The 17,397-nt window shown below is 54.9% G+C and carries 18 protein-coding genes and 3 tRNA genes; 16 read left to right on the top strand and 5 right to left on the bottom strand.

Features of this window, described 5'->3' with window-relative positions; translation table 11 throughout:
• Positions 1 to 25: 25 nt before the first annotated feature.
• Positions 26 to 217 (top strand): protein DsrB, encoded by a 192-nt coding sequence (gene dsrB, locus CE636_RS06385; protein WP_004203477.1) that lies wholly within the window; start codon positions 26 to 28, stop codon positions 215 to 217.
• Positions 218 to 249: 32 nt separating this feature from the next.
• Here dsrB and rcsA read toward each other — a convergent pair whose 3' ends face one another.
• Positions 250 to 873, bottom strand: a complete 624-nt coding sequence (rcsA, locus tag CE636_RS06380; RefSeq protein WP_004203475.1) for a transcriptional regulator RcsA — start codon at positions 871 to 873, stop codon at positions 250 to 252.
• A gap of 374 nt (positions 874 to 1,247) precedes the next feature.
• Between rcsA and yedD the strand changes: the two genes are divergently transcribed.
• Positions 1,248 to 1,682, top strand: coding sequence for a lipoprotein YedD (gene yedD / locus CE636_RS06375; RefSeq protein ID WP_072140493.1), 435 nt, complete (start codon positions 1,248 to 1,250; stop codon positions 1,680 to 1,682).
• Between the two features lie 41 nt (positions 1,683 to 1,723).
• Here yedD and amyA read toward each other — a convergent pair whose 3' ends face one another.
• On the bottom strand, positions 1,724 to 3,211 hold the full coding sequence (amyA, locus tag CE636_RS06370) for an alpha-amylase (RefSeq protein WP_004203469.1): 1,488 nt from the start codon (positions 3,209 to 3,211) through the stop codon (positions 1,724 to 1,726).
• Between the two features lie 200 nt (positions 3,212 to 3,411).
• Here amyA and tcyJ point away from each other — a divergent pair, with 200 nt between their 5' ends.
• From tcyJ to sdiA, 5 genes are all read left to right on the top strand, one after another.
• Positions 3,412 to 4,212 (top strand): cystine ABC transporter substrate-binding protein, encoded by an 801-nt coding sequence (gene tcyJ, locus CE636_RS06365; RefSeq protein WP_004203468.1) that lies wholly within the window; start codon positions 3,412 to 3,414, stop codon positions 4,210 to 4,212.
• 95 nt (positions 4,213 to 4,307) lie between these two features.
• Positions 4,308 to 5,294: a D-cysteine desulfhydrase gene (gene dcyD / locus CE636_RS06360; protein ID WP_017900235.1), complete on the top strand. Its 987-nt coding sequence runs from the start codon at positions 4,308 to 4,310 to the stop codon at positions 5,292 to 5,294.
• 15 nt (positions 5,295 to 5,309) lie between these two features.
• Positions 5,310 to 5,978, top strand: a complete 669-nt coding sequence (tcyL, locus tag CE636_RS06355) for a cystine ABC transporter permease (protein ID WP_004203466.1) — start codon at positions 5,310 to 5,312, stop codon at positions 5,976 to 5,978.
• Positions 5,975 to 6,727 carry an L-cystine ABC transporter ATP-binding protein TcyN gene (tcyN, locus tag CE636_RS06350; RefSeq protein WP_004203465.1) on the top strand — a complete coding sequence of 251 codons (753 nt, stop codon included), beginning with the start codon at positions 5,975 to 5,977 and terminating at the stop codon, positions 6,725 to 6,727. The genes tcyL and tcyN overlap by 4 nt, the downstream gene beginning before the upstream one ends.
• A gap of 314 nt (positions 6,728 to 7,041) precedes the next feature.
• Positions 7,042 to 7,764, top strand: a complete 723-nt coding sequence (gene sdiA, locus CE636_RS06345; protein ID WP_017900234.1) for a transcriptional regulator SdiA — start codon at positions 7,042 to 7,044, stop codon at positions 7,762 to 7,764.
• A 67-nt stretch (positions 7,765 to 7,831) separates the two neighbouring features.
• On the opposite strand, the gene CE636_RS06340 is transcribed toward sdiA, so the two are convergent.
• A complete protein-coding gene (locus tag CE636_RS06340; protein WP_004203457.1) occupies positions 7,832 to 8,056 on the bottom strand; it encodes a DUF2594 family protein in 225 nt (74 codons plus the stop codon).
• 461 nt (positions 8,057 to 8,517) lie between these two features.
• Here CE636_RS06340 and uvrY point away from each other — a divergent pair, with 461 nt between their 5' ends.
• The 8 genes from uvrY to CE636_RS06295 all read left to right on the top strand — a co-directional run bounded on the left by uvrY (position 8,518) and on the right by CE636_RS06295 (position 15,177).
• Positions 8,518 to 9,174 carry a UvrY/SirA/GacA family response regulator transcription factor gene (uvrY, locus tag CE636_RS06335; RefSeq protein ID WP_002911539.1) on the top strand — a complete coding sequence of 219 codons (657 nt, stop codon included), beginning with the start codon at positions 8,518 to 8,520 and terminating at the stop codon, positions 9,172 to 9,174.
• Positions 9,171 to 11,003, top strand: a complete 1,833-nt coding sequence (uvrC, locus tag CE636_RS06330; protein ID WP_017900233.1) for an excinuclease ABC subunit UvrC — start codon at positions 9,171 to 9,173, stop codon at positions 11,001 to 11,003. Before uvrY ends, uvrC begins: the two co-directional genes overlap by 4 nt.
• Before the next feature lie 57 nt (positions 11,004 to 11,060).
• Complete coding sequence (gene pgsA, locus CE636_RS06325) at positions 11,061 to 11,609, top strand: CDP-diacylglycerol--glycerol-3-phosphate 3-phosphatidyltransferase (RefSeq protein WP_004141115.1); 549 nt, start codon at positions 11,061 to 11,063, stop codon at positions 11,607 to 11,609.
• Between the two features lie 150 nt (positions 11,610 to 11,759).
• Positions 11,760 to 11,835: transfer RNA gene (locus CE636_RS06320), tRNA-Gly, on the top strand.
• 40 nt (positions 11,836 to 11,875) lie between these two features.
• A tRNA-Cys gene (locus CE636_RS06315) sits at positions 11,876 to 11,949 on the top strand.
• Between the two features lie 13 nt (positions 11,950 to 11,962).
• Positions 11,963 to 12,049, top strand: a tRNA-Leu gene (locus tag CE636_RS06310).
• Between the two features lie 1,479 nt (positions 12,050 to 13,528).
• Positions 13,529 to 14,410 (top strand): dihydrodipicolinate synthase family protein, encoded by an 882-nt coding sequence (locus tag CE636_RS06300; protein ID WP_017900232.1) that lies wholly within the window; start codon positions 13,529 to 13,531, stop codon positions 14,408 to 14,410.
• Positions 14,411 to 14,508: 98 nt separating this feature from the next.
• Positions 14,509 to 15,177, top strand: a complete 669-nt coding sequence (locus tag CE636_RS06295; protein WP_004203454.1) for a YecA family protein — start codon at positions 14,509 to 14,511, stop codon at positions 15,175 to 15,177.
• A 25-nt stretch (positions 15,178 to 15,202) separates the two neighbouring features.
• Here the strand turns inward: CE636_RS06295 and tyrP are convergent, their stop codons facing one another.
• Entirely contained in the window at positions 15,203 to 16,414 is a 1,212-nt protein-coding gene (tyrP, locus tag CE636_RS06290; RefSeq protein WP_004203453.1) for a tyrosine transporter TyrP, read from the bottom strand.
• Positions 16,415 to 16,606: 192 nt separating this feature from the next.
• Between tyrP and CE636_RS06285 the strand changes: the two genes are divergently transcribed.
• Positions 16,607 to 16,846: a YecH family metal-binding protein gene (locus CE636_RS06285; protein ID WP_004203452.1), complete on the top strand. Its 240-nt coding sequence runs from the start codon at positions 16,607 to 16,609 to the stop codon at positions 16,844 to 16,846.
• Positions 16,847 to 16,882: 36 nt separating this feature from the next.
• Here CE636_RS06285 and ftnA read toward each other — a convergent pair whose 3' ends face one another.
• Positions 16,883 to 17,380: a non-heme ferritin gene (gene ftnA / locus CE636_RS06280; RefSeq protein ID WP_004203451.1), complete on the bottom strand. Its 498-nt coding sequence runs from the start codon at positions 17,378 to 17,380 to the stop codon at positions 16,883 to 16,885.
• Positions 17,381 to 17,397 lie beyond the last annotated feature (17 nt).

Genomic DNA, 17,397 nt, shown 5'->3' with positions numbered 1-17,397 from the left:
GCTGAAAATAGAGAGGAGATGGATTATGCAGGTGAACGATCGTGTCACGGTGAAGACCGACGGTGGCCCACGTCGATCGGGCGTAGTGCTGGCAATTGAGTCGTTTAGCGAAGGGACGATGTATCTGGTTTCGCTGGAAGACTATCCCCTGGGGATCTGGTTTTTCAATGAAATAGGGCACCCGGATGGGATCTTCGTGGAAAAAGAAATCTCGTAAAACCGAACTGGCGGGACCACCGCCAGTTTGTTTCAGCGTAGATTCACCTGAATACCACTGGTAATGTTTTCGGTCAGCCGAACGATGTGGTAAATCACCTGCTTATTATGCGTCTGTATTTTCTTTTTAATATTACCTTTGTGCGATGATACCGTTTTCGCTTTGATGTTCATTTGCGTTGAAATTTGCGAAGTACCATGCCCGGCCATCCACATTTGCAGCATATTTGATTCTGTTTTGCTTAGCGACAACGTCGGTAAATTCAACTGCCCCAGGCTCGTGTTCTTGTATTTAAGATAATTAACCAGAATGACATCAAGGTCTTTTGGGGTGATCGATTTTGAACTGATTAGCAGATTCTTACGTACCCGCAGATAGCGGTCAAAATGGATGTTCGCCAGCGACATAAAAATCACAAACAGCGTCGCCGGATTTTGCGTGATGATCTGGCGAATAATGTTATTACTTTCATCATCATGCACAAAGCAATCTTCATTCAGAAACACCACCGCCGGGCAACATGACGCACAGTGCCTGTGCAGATCCTCAGCGCAGTTGACCTCAACGATTTCCTGTTTTTTAATTCCCCGACTGGTCAGATATCCCGTAAGTCCTAACCGGGTATAACTGCACAAATCCATAATCATCGTTGACATGACCCATCCTCAATCAACACGTAACGATATACACTTCGCACTGGCTGTGCGAAGCAGTCCTTGCGGGCGGTAATAATAGTAGGTTTAAGAAAGAACCCATTAGTTCCATTAAACTATTCCGCATCTCTGCATATAATTTGCCAGGAAAACTCTTAAAGTAAAGTCGAGAACCGGTAGTGTGAGCGAATTAAAAACAAAAAGTGCCCGTGGCTGCTATGGTTAGGCGCCAAAGATTCTTTTACTTTCAGAATTTCCTTATTTCATATGAAGGTCGCGATGCCTGGCCGTGTTTTACCCGGCTTCTCCGCCCGCTGCGGGGGTGGAAGGCTTAACGCTTTAATGCCACAATACTTTTTTATCAGCTTGTGGGATGAATGATGAAACAGTTAGTTTTTGCTGGCATGGTGGTGGCGCTGGCCGGATGCGTGCAGGTTGATCGTTACGAAGACGTTGTTAAAGCCCCCGCGCCGGCAGGCCTGGAAGGCTACTGGCAGACGAAAGGGCCGCAGAGTGAGATGATGAGTCCGGACGCCATCGCCAGCCTGATCGTCACCAAAGATGGGGACACCTTCGACTGCCGCCAGTGGCAGCGCGTGATCGCCCAGCCGGGGAAACTGATGAACCGCGATAGCGATATCTACAACGTGACCGCTTCCCTGGATATCTACCCGATCGAGCGCGAGGGCAACACCCTTTCCTACGATCGTATGACGTTGACCCGCGTTGAACGTCTCACCCCGGAGTGCGAGAAAGCGTGGGCTAAAGCGCGTGCCACCGCTCCAGTCAGCGCGCCGACCACCGCGCACTAAGATTCCGGCGGGCCACCGCTGGCCCGTCCGGCGTCAGATGACTACAGCACCGCCTCCAGCACCCACACGCTGACGCTTCCTCCGTTACAGGTAAAGGTGGCGCAGCCTTCGCCGTCGGTTTCGACAATCTCTTCCCGATTGCCCAGGAAATCCCGCCAGCGTTTGTTGCCATAATTCTCGCCCAGCGTCAGGGTCTTTTCTCCCTCATCACCATTGGACATCACCACCACGCAGCCGGGATCCTCGTCCGTGCCGCTGCGGCTGAAGGCAATGCAGTTGGGGTGATCGAACCAGAGAGTCTGCACGCCGTGGGCAAAACGCTGACGGGCGTCGATCAGCTCGTGGAGTTGTTCGATAACGGGCATTTCTATGGCGTAGGTTTGTCCGTCGCCGCCGGTATCCTCATAGGAGGCGCCGAAGAGATCGGCATAGAAGACCGAGGGTACGCCATTTTCACGCAACAGGATCAGCGCATAGGCCAGCGGTTTAAACCATGGCTCAACAGGCGCCTCGAGCGCCTGCAGCGGCTGGGTATCATGGTTGGTGACCAGGGTGACGGCATGGAAGGGGTCGGCTTCCACCAGCGTCCCGCTGAAAATCTGGCTCATGTCGTAATCGCGCCCCTGGCGGGACGCTTCATGAAATTTCATCTGCAGCGGGGCGTCAAACAGCATCGTCTTGCCCTCGACCAGATCGATATACTGCTGGAGCTTTTCCACTTCATGGGACCAGTATTCCGCAACAATAAACAGCGGCTGCGGGGCTACCTCCTGAACATGCTCGATCCACGCTTTGTAAAACCATGCGGGGATATGCTTCACAGCGTCAAGACGAAAACCGTCGCAACCGGTTTGCTCCATCACCCAGCGCGCCCAGTATTTGATCTCTTCGGTGACGGCGTGATTACGAAAATCGATATTGGCGCCCATCAGGTAGTCGAAGTTGCCAAGCTCGTCATCGACCTGTTCATTCCAGCCTTCGCCGGTGTAGTCGTTGACGATTTTAAATACACCGTCTTCCGTCGGATTCTCGATGTGGTCAATGCCGCTAAAGCACTTGTAGTCCCAGACAAACTGCGAATACTGTCCGGCGCGCACCGGGAAGGTATAGCGAGTCCATGCCTCGCACTCGATGATCGTCTCGTCAATTTGCGTGCGATCTTGCTCATCAACGCGCTGCACGCGCAGGGCCTCTTTTTCATCGGCGCCCATTTTATGGTTCACCACCACGTCCAGCAGCACGGCGATGTCGTGCTCCTTCAGGGCGTTGATCGCCGCCAGCAGCTGGGTCTTATCGCCATATTTGGTGGCGACAGAGCCCTTTTGATCAAACTCGCCGAGGTCGAAGAGATCGTAGGTGTCATAGCCGACGGAATAGCCGCCCGAGGCGCCTTTGTAGGCGGGGGGCAACCAGACCATATTGATGCCGATTTCGTTAAGACTGGGGGCCAGCGCTTCGACTTCACGCCACAGTTCGCCGCCGGCGGGGTAGTACCAGTGAAAACATTGCAACAAGGTGGGGTTTTTCATCTTCCATGCTCCAGACGTCAACAGGCTGACCTTTGCAGTATGGGAGATATCCCGCAAAACGGGTGAGGAAAGCCCTGAATTTCGCTATACCCTAAAGCGGATCATATATAATAAATTTGCATAAGATGTAGCGTAACGATGTTGGTGTCGGGCCGTTAAGCGCTTTACACTACAGGAAAATCCTAACCTTCGGGGTATCTATGAAATTAGCACTTCTGGGTCGTCAGGCGCTGATGGGCGCGATGGCCGTTGTTTTGATGGCTGGCGTTAGCGTGAAAACTTTTGCGGCGGAAAACCTGCTCAATCAGATTAAAGAGCGCGGCACCCTGCGCGTGGGCCTCGAAGGCACCTATCCTCCTTTTAGCTTCCAGGGCGATGACGGTAAGCTGACCGGCTTTGAAGTGGAGTTCGCCAACGAGCTGGCGAAACATCTGGGCGTGAAGGCTGACCTCAAACCGACCAAGTGGGACGGTATGCTGGCCTCGCTGGATTCCAAGCGCATTGACGTGGTGATTAACCAGGTCACTATCTCTGATGAACGTAAGAAAAAATACGATTTCTCCACCCCGTACACGATCTCCGGTGTGCAGGCGCTGGTGAAGAAAGGCAACGAAGGCGCGATTAAAACCGCAGCGGATCTGAAAGGCAAGAAAGTGGGCGTCGGGCTGGGCACAAACTATGAAGAGTGGCTGCGTCAGAACGTCCAGGGCGTGGATGTCCGCACCTATGATGACGATCCGACCAAATACCAGGATCTGCGCGTAGGCCGTATTGACGCCATTCTGGTTGACCGTCTGGCGGCGCTGGATCTGGTGAAGAAAACTAACAACACGCTGGCGGTAACCGGCGAAGCGTTCTCCCGTCAGGAAGCTGGCGTTGCACTACGCAAAGGCAACGATGACCTGCTGAAAGCGGTAGATGGCGCGATCGCGGATATGCAGAAAGATGGCAGCCTGAAGGCCCTGTCAGAGAAATGGTTTGGCGCTGACGTGACAAAATAAAGGCCAGCGGTGAAAAAAGGCGCTCCTGGAAGCGCCTTTTTTTATTTAGCGCGTAACTGTGTGCATAATGAAGCATAACTGAGTCAGGAGGGGCCATGTCACTGCAAAATTTAACCCGCTTTCCGCGTCTGGAATTGATCGGCGCGCCGACGCCGCTGGAGTATCTGCCGCGTCTGTCCGATCACCTCGGGCGCGAAATATTTATCAAACGTGATGATACGACGCCGTTGGCGATGGGGGGAAACAAACTGCGCAAGCTGGAGTTTCTCGCCGCCGATGCGCTGCGCGAAGGGGCGGATACTTTAATTACCGCCGGCGCGATCCAGTCTAACCATGTGCGCCAGACGGCGGCGGTCGCCGCCAAACTGGGCCTGCACTGCGTGGCGCTGCTGGAAAATCCCATCGGCACCCGTGCGGAGAACTATCTGAGCAATGGCAACCGCCTGCTGCTGGATCTGTTTAATACCCAGGTTGAGATGTGCGATGCCCTGACCGATCCCGCTGCGCAGCTCGACGAGCTGGCGACCCGTATCGAAGCGCAGGGGTACCGCCCGTATGTCATTCCGGTCGGCGGTTCAAACGCCCTTGGGGCGCTAGGCTATGTGGAAAGCGCGCTGGAAATCGCCCAGCAGTGCGAAGACGCGGTGGAGATTTCGTCGGTGGTGGTCGCCTCCGGGAGCGCCGGCACCCATGCCGGACTGGCGGTCGGCCTTGAACAGCTGATGCCGCAGGCGGAACTGATTGGGGTGACGGTGTCGCGCGCTGTTGCCGACCAGCTGCCGAAAGTGGTAGCGCTGCAGCAGGCCGTGGCCCACAGCCTTGAGCTGCAGGCGAAAGCCGACATCATCCTGTGGGACGATTACTTTGCCCCAGGCTACGGGACGCCAAATGAGGAAGGAATGGCCGCCGTGAAGCTGCTGGCGCAACTGGAAGGTATTTTGCTCGACCCGGTTTATACCGGCAAAGCGATGGCCGGACTTATCGATGGCATTACGCAGAAACGCTTTAAGGATGAAGGGCCGATTTTGTTCGTCCATACCGGCGGAGCGCCGGCGCTGTTTGCCTATCATCCTCACCTCTAATACAGAAACCACAGCATGCAAGAAAGTATTCAACTGGTCATCGATTCTGCGCCTTTTCTACTGAAAGGCGCCGTCTTTACGCTGCAGCTGAGCATTGGCGGGATGTTTTTCGGCCTGGTGCTGGGCTTTATCCTGGCGCTGATGCGCATGTCGACCCTCTGGCCGGTAAAATGGCTGGCGCGCATGTATATCTCCATTTTTCGCGGGACACCGCTTATCGCTCAGCTGTTTATGATCTACTACGGTTTGCCGCAGTTTGGCATTGAGCTTGACCCGATCCCGGCGGCGATGATCGGCTTATCGCTGAACACGGCGGCCTACGCGGCGGAAACCCTGCGCGCGGCCATCGCCTCGATTGACAAAGGGCAATGGGAAGCGGCGGCCAGTATCGGTATGACCCCCTGGCAGACGATGCGTCGGGCTATTTTACCCCAGGCGGCGCGGGTCGCTTTGCCGCCGCTCTCTAACAGTTTTATCAGCCTGGTAAAAGATACCTCGCTGGCGGCGACGATCCAGGTGCCGGAGCTGTTCCGTCAGGCGCAGCTTATCACCTCGCGTACGCTGGAGGTCTTCACCATGTATCTGGCCGCCTCTCTGATCTACTGGGTGATGGCGACGGTACTCTCCTCGCTGCAGAACTATTTTGAAAACCAGCTGAACCGCCAGGAGCGTGATCCGAAATGAGTGCGATTGAAGTAAAAAGCCTGGTGAAAAAATTCCATGGCCAGACGGTGCTCCACGGTATCGACCTCGAGGTGCAGGAAGGCGAAGTGGTGGCAATCATCGGCCCCAGCGGCTCGGGTAAAACCACCCTGCTGCGCAGCATTAATCTGCTGGAGCAACCGGAGAGCGGCACTATCCGCGTCGGCGATGTGACGATCGACGCTGGTCGCAGCCTCGGGCCGCAAAAAGGGCTTATCCGTCGGCTGCGCCAGCACGTTGGCTTTGTCTTCCAGAACTTCAACCTGTTTCCCCACCGGACGGTGCTGGAGAACATCATTGAAGGGCCGGTCATCGTAAAAGGTGAAGACAAGCAGGAGTCGATGGCGCGGGCGCGCGATCTGCTGGCGAAAGTGGGCCTCAGCGGCAAAGAGAACAGCTATCCGCGCCGCCTCTCTGGCGGGCAGCAGCAACGGGTCGCGATTGCCCGCGCGCTGGCCATGCGTCCGGACGTGATCCTGTTTGATGAACCGACCTCGGCTCTCGATCCCGAGCTGGTAGGGGAGGTGCTCAATACCATCCGCCAGCTGGCGCAGGAGAAACGTACCATGGTTATCGTGACCCATGAAATGAGCTTCGCTCGCGACGTTGCCGATCGGGCGATTTTTATGGATCAGGGACGCATCGTTGAACAAGGCGAGGCCAAAGCGCTGTTCGCCTCGCCTCAGCAGCCGCGAACCCGCCAGTTCCTCGAAAAATTCCTGATGCAATAGAGCAGGCGCAGGCGCGGCGGCTCGCTTTCGTGTGAGCCGCCGCAATGAGTCCAATTCCACGCTGGGGTAACACCCCATCGTCACGTCTTTGTGCTATTTACTCCCCTGGCCGTATACACCGCTTCCCATCCCCCCTTGTAGGGTGTAGAAAATGAAGGGAGGGGCCTTAGTTTCAGCGCAGCGAACTGGGAAAAGGCAAGTCTTCAGGCTAATAAATGCGACAGCTACGATATTTTATACATATAAATAAGATTTATGTGTTAGTTTTCTGTATTTATAATAATGATTATCAATCAGGAGTTATTTGCACAGCTATGAGGGACAATGATTTTTTCAGCTGGCGGCGGGATATGCTGCATCAATTTCAGTCCATGGCCGCCGCTCAGGAGGTTTATAATCTCCTGCAACGAGAAACAGAAACGCTGGAATATGATTTCTATACGCTTTGTGTGCGTCACCCGGTGCCTTTCACTCGCCCCCGCGTCACGTTTCAGTCGACCTATCCCCGCGCATGGATGTCTCATTACCAGGCAGAGAATTATTTCGCCATAGATCCCGTATTACGCCCGGAGAATTTTATGCGTGGCCATCTGCCGTGGGAAGATGGGCTGTTTCGCGATACGCAGGCGTTATGGGACGGCGCGCGCGACCATGGTCTGCAAAAAGGGGTGACACAGTGCCTGACGTTGCCGAATCATGCTCAGGGTTTTCTCTCCGTCTCCGCGAACAACCGTTTGCCGAACGCTTATGCTGAAGATGAGCTGGAGCTGCGCTTGCGAACGCTGACGGAGCTGAGCCTGCTGACGCTCTTGCGTCTTGAAGATGAGATGGTGATGCCGCCGGAGATGAAATTCAGCCGGCGCGAACTGGAGATCCTCAAATGGACCGCGGAAGGAAAGACCTCTGCGGAGGTGGCGATGATTCTCTCGATTTCGGAAAATACGGTCAATTTCCATCAGAAGAATATGCAACGGAAATTTAACGCGCCGAATAAAACGCAAATTGCCTGTTACGCTGTGGCGACAGGGTTAATCTGAAGGCGCCTGCCGTTCTGCGTGCCAGACGTGATACCGGCTGTCAGTCATACTTTCAGCCGGTACAGGATTACTGCCGATAAGCTTGTTTAATTTGCTTAACGGTGCTGGAGAATACGGCGGCCTGAGCCTCATCTTCCATCTGCGCGATCTGCTTTTCCATTTTAATAATCACGCGACCCGCATCTGCCTGGCCCATCGCCTGCAGCATCAGCGTCATCATCGCTTTCAGGCAGGAGACTTCCTGCGCCAGTTCCTGATTATTTTCTGCAGTGGAAAAATCTGGTGTGCTCATCGATATCCTCGTTTACTCGCTGCGCTATTGCGCTCTACTCAATGTGAAGGCCGCGCAGTATACCACAAGCGACAGAAAAAAAAGGAGTGCTTAATTTCTGTTCTCTCATCTGAGCTGTGAATGGTTTTATGCTTCAGATAAGACGTAATAGCCATCGTCAGGCCAATAATTGCCACTATCTATTTAGTACGTTAATAATTGTTACATATTTAGCCTCGTATTTATGCGCTACGTAATCTGTTGTGTTTTTTGTGCCTTCTGTATGGGGATTGTTAAAAAATAAGACTCGTGCAACCGACTGTTCGCAATGACTTTCCACTGAGTGTGCACAGACATTGCCATAAATGAGAGCCAAATCGAGGCGAGGGCATTTTTTTGCCTTTTAAAATAGCAATAAAACCCGGTAATATGTGGGAGATAAAGTATCAGTAGCGTTATCCCTCATTCTGGAGATTATTCCTTTGATCAACGTTCTTCTTGTTGATGACCACGAACTGGTGCGCGCAGGGATACGACGCATTCTGGAAGATATAAAAGGGATTAAAGTCGCTGGCGAAGCCTGCTGCGGCGAAGACGCCGTCAAGTGGTGCCGGGCTAATTCCGCCGATGTCGTCCTGATGGACATGAACATGCCCGGGATCGGGGGTCTGGAAGCGACGCGCAAAATTGCGCGCTCGGTAGCGGGCACGAAAGTGATCATGTTGACCGTGCATACTGAGAATCCCTTACCTGCCAAGGTCATGCAGGCGGGGGCGGCAGGCTATCTCAGTAAGGGCGCCGCGCCACAGGAAGTGGTGAATGCGATTCGCTGCGTCGCGTCAGGGCAACGTTATATTGCCTCTGATATTGCTCAGCAAATGGCGTTAAGTCAGATTGAACCGGAAAAAACAGAATCGCCGTTTGCCAGTTTGTCTGAACGCGAATTGCAGATTATGCTGATGATCACCAAAGGTCAGAAGGTGAATGAGATCTCAGAGCAGCTGAATCTGAGTCCTAAAACGGTTAACAGCTATCGCTATCGGATGTTCAGCAAATTGAACATTCATGGCGATGTCGAGCTGACCCACCTGGCAATTCGCCATGGCCTGTGTAATGCGGAGTCGTTAGCAAGCCAGTGAGTGATGTTTTTGACGCAAAAGCTTTCCTGAAAACGGTAACTAGCCAGCCCGGTGTGTATCGGATGTATGATGCTGGCGGAACCGTCATCTATGTTGGCAAAGCCAAAGATTTGAAAAAGCGGCTCAGCAGCTACTTCCGCAGCAACCTCGCGTCGCGTAAAACGGAAGCGCTGGTGGCGCTGATCGCGCAAATCGACGTGACCGTCACCCATACCGAGACGGAAGCGCTGCTGCTTGAGCACAACTATATCAAGCTGTACCAGCCGCGGTACAACGTGCTGTTGCGCGACGATAAGTCGTATCCTTTTATTTTCCTCAGTGGCGATACCCATCCGCGTCTGGCGATGCATCGTGGCGCCAAACATGCGAAGGGCGAGTATTTTGGTCCTTTTCCCAACGGCTATGCCGTGCGCGAGACCCTGGCGCTGCTGCAGAAGATCTTTCCCATCCGTCAGTGTGAAAACAGCGTCTACCGCAATCGCTCCCGTCCCTGTCTACAGTATCAGATTGGCCGCTGCCTCGGGCCGTGCGTGGCGGGGCTGGTCAGTGAAGACGAGTATGCACAGCAGGTGGAGTATGTGCGGCTGTTTCTTGCCGGCAAAGATGACCAGGTGCTGACTCAGCTCATCGCGCGGATGGAGAAGGCGAGCCAGAACCTTGAGTTTGAAGAGGCGGCGCGCATTCGCGACCAGATTCAGGCCGTCCGCCGCGTGACTGAGAAACAGTTTGTCTCTAACACCGGCGACGATCTTGACGTGATCGGGGTTGCCTTCGATGCCGGCATGGCTTGCGTCCATGTACTGTTTATCCGCCAGGGTAAAGTACTGGGCAGCCGCAGCTACTTCCCGAAAGTGCCTGGCGGCACCGAGCTGGGCGAGGTCGTCGAGACCTTTGTCGGCCAGTTCTATCTGCAGGGCAGCCAGATGCGCACGCTGCCGGGGGAAATTTTGCTCGACTTTAACCTCGGAGATAAGACGCTGCTGGCCGAGTCGCTGTCAGAACTGGCGGGGCGTCGAATCCATGTGCAGACCAAGCCGCGCGGCGACCGGGCGCGTTATCTTAAGCTGGCGCGCACCAATGCCGCGACGGCGTTAACCACCAAATTGTCTCAGCAATCGACCATTCATCAGCGTCTGCAGGCGCTGGCCTCCGTGCTGGAGCTGCCGGCGGTGAAGCGGATGGAGTGCTTTGATATCAGCCACACCATGGGCGAACAGACCGTCGCCTCCTGCGTGGTATTTGACAGCAATGGTCCGCTGCGCGCGGAGTACCGGCGATACAATATCGCCGGCATCACCCCGGGCGATGACTATGCGGCGATGAATCAGGTCCTGCGCCGTCGCTATGGCAAAGCGATTGATGACAACAAGATTCCGGATGTGATCCTGATAGACGGCGGCAAGGGGCAGCTGGCGCAGGCGAAAGCGGTGTTTGCGGAGCTGGACGTCCCCTGGGATAAACATCATCCGCTGCTGCTGGGCGTGGCGAAAGGTAGCGATCGTAAAGCCGGCCTGGAAACGTTATTCTTTGAGCCGGAAGGCGAGGGGTTTAGCCTGCCGCCGGATTCGCCGGCTCTGCACGTGATCCAGCATATCCGCGATGAATCGCATGATCATGCAATCTCCGGCCATCGCAAAAAACGGGCGAAAGTGAAGAACACCAGCTCGCTTGAGACTATCGAGGGGGTGGGGCCGAAGCGTCGCCAGATGCTGCTGAAGTACATGGGTGGACTGCAGGGGCTACAGCAGGCCAGCGTCGAAGAAATTGCCAAAGTACCGGGCATCTCTCACGCTCTGGCAGAAAAGATCTTCTACTCGTTGAAACATTAGGGGCTCTGTAGCAACATAGGGCTAATTTTTACTTACAACAGATAGTTACCCGTCACTATGCAATTTAATATCCCTACGTTGCTTACTCTGTTCCGCGTCATCCTGATCCCGTTCTTTGTGCTGGCGTTTTATCTGCCCTTTAGCTGGGCGCCGTTTGCCTGCGCGCTGATTTTCTTTGTTGCCGCTGTGACCGACTGGTTTGATGGTTTCCTCGCCCGTCGCTGGAACCAGAGTACCCGGTTCGGCGCCTTCCTCGATCCGGTGGCCGATAAAGTCATGGTGGCTATCGCCATGGTGCTGGTCGCTGAGCACTATCACACCTGGTGGGTCACGCTGCCGGCGGCGACGATGATTGCCCGGGAAATTATTATCTCCGCGCTGCGCGAGTGGATGGCGGAGTTGGGAAAACGCAGCAGCGTGGCGGTCTCGTGGATTGGCAAAGTAAAAACCACCGCGCAGATGACCGCCCTGGTGTGGATGCTGTGGCGTCCTTATCCGTGGGTGGAATGGGCAGGGATCGCGCTTTTCCTCGTGGCGGCGGTGCTGACGCTGTGGTCGATGCTGCAATATTTGAACGCGGCGCGCGGCGATTTGCTTGATCAGTGATCGTTTCGCCGTTATTTTCAGCAAACGATGCAAAGTTGCGAAAAATACCGTTGACTCACCGCGAGAGATAAGTAGAATGCAACGCATCGAACGGCGGCACAGTCTTCCAGACGATAACAAAATCAAGTGATTAGCAAAAAACTTGATGATGCGGGAATAGCTCAGTTGGTAGAGCACGACCTTGCCAAGGTCGGGGTCGCGAGTTCGAGTCTCGTTTCCCGCTCCAAATTAATAGCATCGGCATAGGCGGGTGCTTCAGTATCAAAGGCGCGTTAGCAAAGCGGTTATGTAGCGGATTGCAAATCCGTCTAGTCCGGTTCGACTCCGGAACGCGCCTCCACTTTATATCCCGAGCCCGGATGGTGGAATCGGTAGACACAAGGGATTTAAAATCCCTCGGCGTTCGCGCTGTGTGGGTTCAAGTCCCACTCCGGGTACCATTGGGATAAAAGCAGAATAATCAAAGCAATAAGCAGTGTCGTGAAACCACCTACGGGTGGTTTTTTTGTTTTTAAATCCCTCTTCATCACGACATGTCATCCTGTTTCTCTTGTCCATCTTGCGCTACACCCGAATTATTGTCACTGGCTAAGCCTGCGCCTGGAGATACGGGGTGCCGCTCTGAATCCGGGCAAGGAGAAGCTTGAAGTCAAGGTCTGTGACCGGCACAGACTTCTGGCGTAAAGGCTTACCGTCGCGAAGCAGGTCCGAGTCGCGGTGGATAATCGGCTTAACGGGTGGGGGATAAGGCGTTCGGGACGATCTCGCTCCCCCAGGCCAGCAGGGAGGAAGCGAGTGGGTACAAGACGAGACAGCGGACCGGCGTTGAAACCGTCTCTATAGTTCGAGGTTGAAAGAAAGTACTGTCGATATAAATACCATCTCATCCGTAAGCGAGGGGAATTTGCCGGTAAATTTTTCTTCAGACTCCGGGGTAAAACGATATAGCGAATAATTGTCCCCAGGAGCGATGCTCTCCAGTTGAATATGAGAGGGTTTCCGCAGTGAAAAAGCTAACAGATAGAAGTTCGTCGTATGCTGAGCAAGTTCGGCGACTAATGCCGGGGGCACCTTTACAAGATTGATCTCTTCTCTGCAGCAAATGACAAAAAGCTTGCCATCCGCGCTTATTAATATGTTCCTGAACCTCTTTACTGCCCGGACGTAATACGCCTAAACGGTTCGAGGGATCGCGATGGGTGAAAATCGTCCTTCAGGCAATCGATGACCATCGCGGGGCAGGAAAAAATCCAGTCAAAAGGCAGAGAGGTGTTTTCAGATTGAATTTTTTCAGTGTCCGCGATGTTAAACAATGGCTTCCTGGAGACACAATGTGCTTTACAGCCAACCGCTCTTGAGTCTCCGTCCCTGATACACAATGTGGCGGGAGACACATATTCTCGAATGCCATTCTGGATGTTGTTAATCCCTTGAACTCGTCACTGTTTATCAGCGATGCGTTAAGAAGTTGTGTTGATTCTGCAAGCGGCTTGTCAGAAGTTGCGTGAGGATCTCCAGGTCGACCCAGTAATATTTTATACGTTGACTTTATTAATCATATTTTTAGATATTTTTCCTGGTTGTCATCTGCCATTTTTTATCCATTTGAAGCCGTAGTGGTACCTTATTTAATTGCTGCTTATATATAACAACATCAATCATGCGGTCTTATGGCAAATTGATTCAAGATTGGCAATGCAGCAAAAAATAGCGACTGCAGGGAACGGCGTCGTTGAATATCCTCGGCAGAATCGGGTGGCTATCGATGTCTGGGCTGACAGCGGCAATATCGCGAATAGGATCGCCACGTAGTGGAGAACCACTCCATTGTCACCGGCAATCGCTCATTTGTCCCAGGACAAAACCATCTCTCCCTGCTACTATCGTCCGGACACTTCTCCCAGCCTGCCGGAGGCATCATGTTCACAGGGCTTTGCGCATTTCCGTTGACGCCGCTGCATCAGCAAAATATCGATGAAAAAGCGTTTATTCGTATTCTTGCTCGTCTTACCGATGCGGGAGTCGACTCCCTGGGCATCTTAGGCTCAACCGGCAGCTACGCTTATCTCAGTCGTGAGCAGCGCAAGCGGGTCGTGCAGGTGGCGAAGGCGCATGCCGGGTCGACCCCGATGATGGTCGGCGTCGGCGCCATCGCCACCAGCGAGGTGCTGCGGCTGGTGGAAGATGCCCAGCAGGCCGGGGCGGATGCATTGCTCCTGCCGATGATGTCCTATCAGCCGCTGTTTGCGGAGGAGATCTATGCTTTTTACGAGGAGGTCTGCCGGCATGCCTCGGTGCCGGTTTGCCTGTATGACAATCCCCGTACCACCCATGTGACGTTATCGGATGAGCTGCAGGGGCGCATTGCCGCCTTACCGGCCATCGCCTCGATTAAAATTCCCGGTCTGCCCGCGCCACAGGCCAGCGAACGGGTGGCGGCGCTGCGTCGTCATCTGCCTTGCGGCGTCACGCTTGGCGTGAGCGGTGACGTCCGGGCGACAGCGGGCTTGCAGGCCGGCTGTGAGGTCTGGTACTCGGTCTGCGGCGGACTCTTTCCCCGGATCTCACTGGCGCTGGTAAAAGCCATCCGTCACGGCGACGCGGAACAGGTGGCGGCGCTGAATAAGCAACTGGCGCCCCTCTGGCGGTGCTTTGACCGCTACGGCGGCAGCCTGCGGGTGATCGCCGCCGCTGCGGCCATCCTGGGATTGTGCGACCCTGACTCGCTTCCCCGCCCCTTGCTGCCGTTAGGGGAGGAGGCCTGTCGCGACGTGGCGGCGGCGCTACAAGGGCTGGCCTGATTGTGTCGGGTCGGCGCAGGCGCAATGGGCGCAGCCGGGTGGCTTTCTGCCGGCATTTCGGCTACTGTAGGCCCGATTTTTACCATGCGAGCCTGTGAATGAATACCGGACCCTTAAACGAAAACGAACTGGAATGGCTGGACGAGACGCTGGCGAAATACGCCACCGAGGGCGCTATTCTGGATGTCTCTGAACTGGATGGCCTGCTGACGGCGATCCTCTCGGCGCCCACCGCTATTGAACCCGCCCAGTGGCTGTTGGCGATCTGGGGTGGCGCAGATAATGTGCCACGCTGGGCCAACGACCGCGAGCGCGATCGCTTTGTCAATCTGACGCTGCAGCATATGAGCGATATCGCCGAACGGCTTGAGTCTTATCCCGATCAGTTCGAACCGCTGTTCGGCACCCGCGAAGCGGAAGGTCAGGAGCTAACCATCGTTGAAGAGTGGTGTTTTGGCTATCTGCGCGGCGTGGCGCTGAGCGACTGGTCGACGCTACCCGCTGAACTTCAGCCTGAGCTGGAGGCGATTGCGCTTCACGGTAGCGAAGAACAGTTTTCCGCGCTGGATAATCTGACGGCGGATGAATTTATCGCCAGTATCGAGCGTATCACCCCGGCGGCGCTGGCGCTTTACCAGTACTGGATGGCGAATCCGCAGCCGGAGGTGGTCCCGCAGCCGGTAAGAAATGAGACGAAAGTCGGACGTAACGATCCCTGCCCGTGCGGCAGCGGTAAAAAGTATAAGCAGTGTTGCTTAGCGAAATGAAAAAGGGGCCGGCTGGCCCCTTCTTTTATCCCACCGCCGGTAACAGCCCGGCGACGATGCAGAACTGGATCGCCACGATGCCGATCCCGCACAGCAGGACCAGCCACAGCGCCGGGGCGCCGCCGGCCACCCGCCAGGCGGCCTGCGGATGCAGTCGGCGACTCTTCATGACCAGCATGGCCGGTAACATCAGGGCCAGAACGGCCAACGCCACCCCGGCGTAGCCCAGGGCCATGACGAAGCCGCGGGGATAGAACAGGGCGAACGCCAGCGGCGGCAAAAAGGTGATCATCCCGCTCTGCAGACGCCCGCTGACGTTGTTTTTGCGCTGAAACATATCGGCCAGATAATCAAACAGCCCGAGCGAGACGCCGAGGAAGGAGGTCGCCAGCGCAAGGTCGGCAAACAGGTGTACTGCCAGCTCCACGTGCGGTGACGCTACCACTTCGCGGATCGCCTCCAGCAGACCGTTCAGACCGGCATGTTGCGCCAGCAGGGCGGTAAAGGCTGGGGCGTCAATACTGCCCAGCGTCGCCAGCTGCCAGAAAATATAGGCCACCAGCGGAATAAAACTGCCGATAATAAACACCCGACGCAGTTTACGGATATCGCCCCCCAGATAGCTGACGATGCTCGGCACGCTGCCGTGAAAGCCGAAGGAGGTAAAGATCACCGGAATGGCCGACAGCGCCAGGCCTTGCTCAACCGGCAGCGTGAGGAGATTCACCTGATGAATGTGCGGCATCAGCAGGGCCAGCATAATCACCAGGAAGACGATTTTGGCGCTAAACAGGAAGCGATTGAACAGGTCGACCAGCGCGGTGCCAATGCACACCACCGCCCCGCCGAGCAGGGTGAAGATCAGTACGCCTGCGGCCGGCGGCAGCTGCCAGTCCAGCCACTGGTTGAGGCTGGAAGCGAGTAATTCGCCGGCGCCACTGATGTAGGCCGCCGTGAGGGCGTATAACAGAAACAGCATGCACAACCCGGTGATCCACTGTCCGTAACGGCCCAGATAGCGCGCCGCCAGAGAACCGAGCCCCATATCGGCAGGGACATGCTGGTAGACTTCCAGCAGCAAAAGGGCGGTATAGCACATCAATGCCCACAGGGTGAAAAGTAAACCCAGCGTGACGGTAAACCCGACGCCTGCGGCGGCCAATGGCATTGCCAACATTCCTGCACCGATTGTGGTGCCGGCTACGATTAAAATACTGCCCAGAGTGCGGTTCTTCACGCTTTTCGCTATCCCTACAGCAAATCACAATAATTTATGCCGCGCAGAGTAGGGGATATTGCGTCTTTCGTCAAATCAGGGTTACAAGCAGTGTAATCAAAACTTTACGAATTCGAAAGGGCGAAAGCCTGCGCTGGCGCAAGGCGCGGGCCGCCGGTCTGGCCTAAGCTGACGTTTTTTTCCGGAGGGGTTATGTCTTCTATACATGGTCATGAAGTGCTGCAGATGATGCTGGCGTCGGGGGAGTGCTGGACGGCAGCTTCGCTGGAGGCGGCCATACACCGTCGCTTTGGCGCAGAGGCGCGCTTTCACACCTGTTCGGCGGAAAATCTGAGCGCTGCGGAGCTGGTGGCGTTTTTAGAGCAAAAAGGTAAATTTATTGCCAGAGCGACAGGGTTTACCACCGCAGAAAATAAGATTTGCCAGCATTAAAAATGCCGCGACGGAGAAGCGTCGCGGCGCGAGCAATTAATTCTGCGTATCGAGAGTGGCCAGCTCTTTGTCGATAAAGTACAGACCTTCACCGCTTTTCCCGGCGAGGGTCAGTTTGTCAATTACCGATTTAAATAATTTCTCTTCTTCATGCTGTTCGGCGACATACCACTGCAGGAAATTAAAGGTCGGGTAATCCTGACTGGTCATAGCCGCGTGCGCCAGTTCATTAATTTTTTGCGTGATCAGCTGCTCGTGCTCATAGGTCTGGCGGAACAGTTCATCCAGTGACGCATACTCGGCAAACGGGGAGGCGATGGCGTTGATGCGCGGCAGGCTGCCGGTGTCGGTCAGGTAGTCGAACAGGCGCTGCATATGGGTCATCTCTTCCTGGGCATGGCGGCGCAGGAAGGCCGCAGCCCCTTCAAAACTATGGTAACTGCACCAGGCGCTCATTTGCTGATAAAGAAGAGAAGAATAAAGTTCAAGATTCATCTGTTCATTCAGTTTGTCGATCATTTCCGTTTTCAGCATCGTCGCGCTCCTGGAAT

Origin of the sequence: Klebsiella sp. LY (assembly GCF_004010915.1) — a bacterium.
Lineage (GTDB): Bacteria > Pseudomonadota > Gammaproteobacteria > Enterobacterales > Enterobacteriaceae > Klebsiella > Klebsiella quasipneumoniae.
Note: the sequence above shows the minus strand (reverse complement) of the source record. Positions and strands in the feature narration are given on the sequence as shown.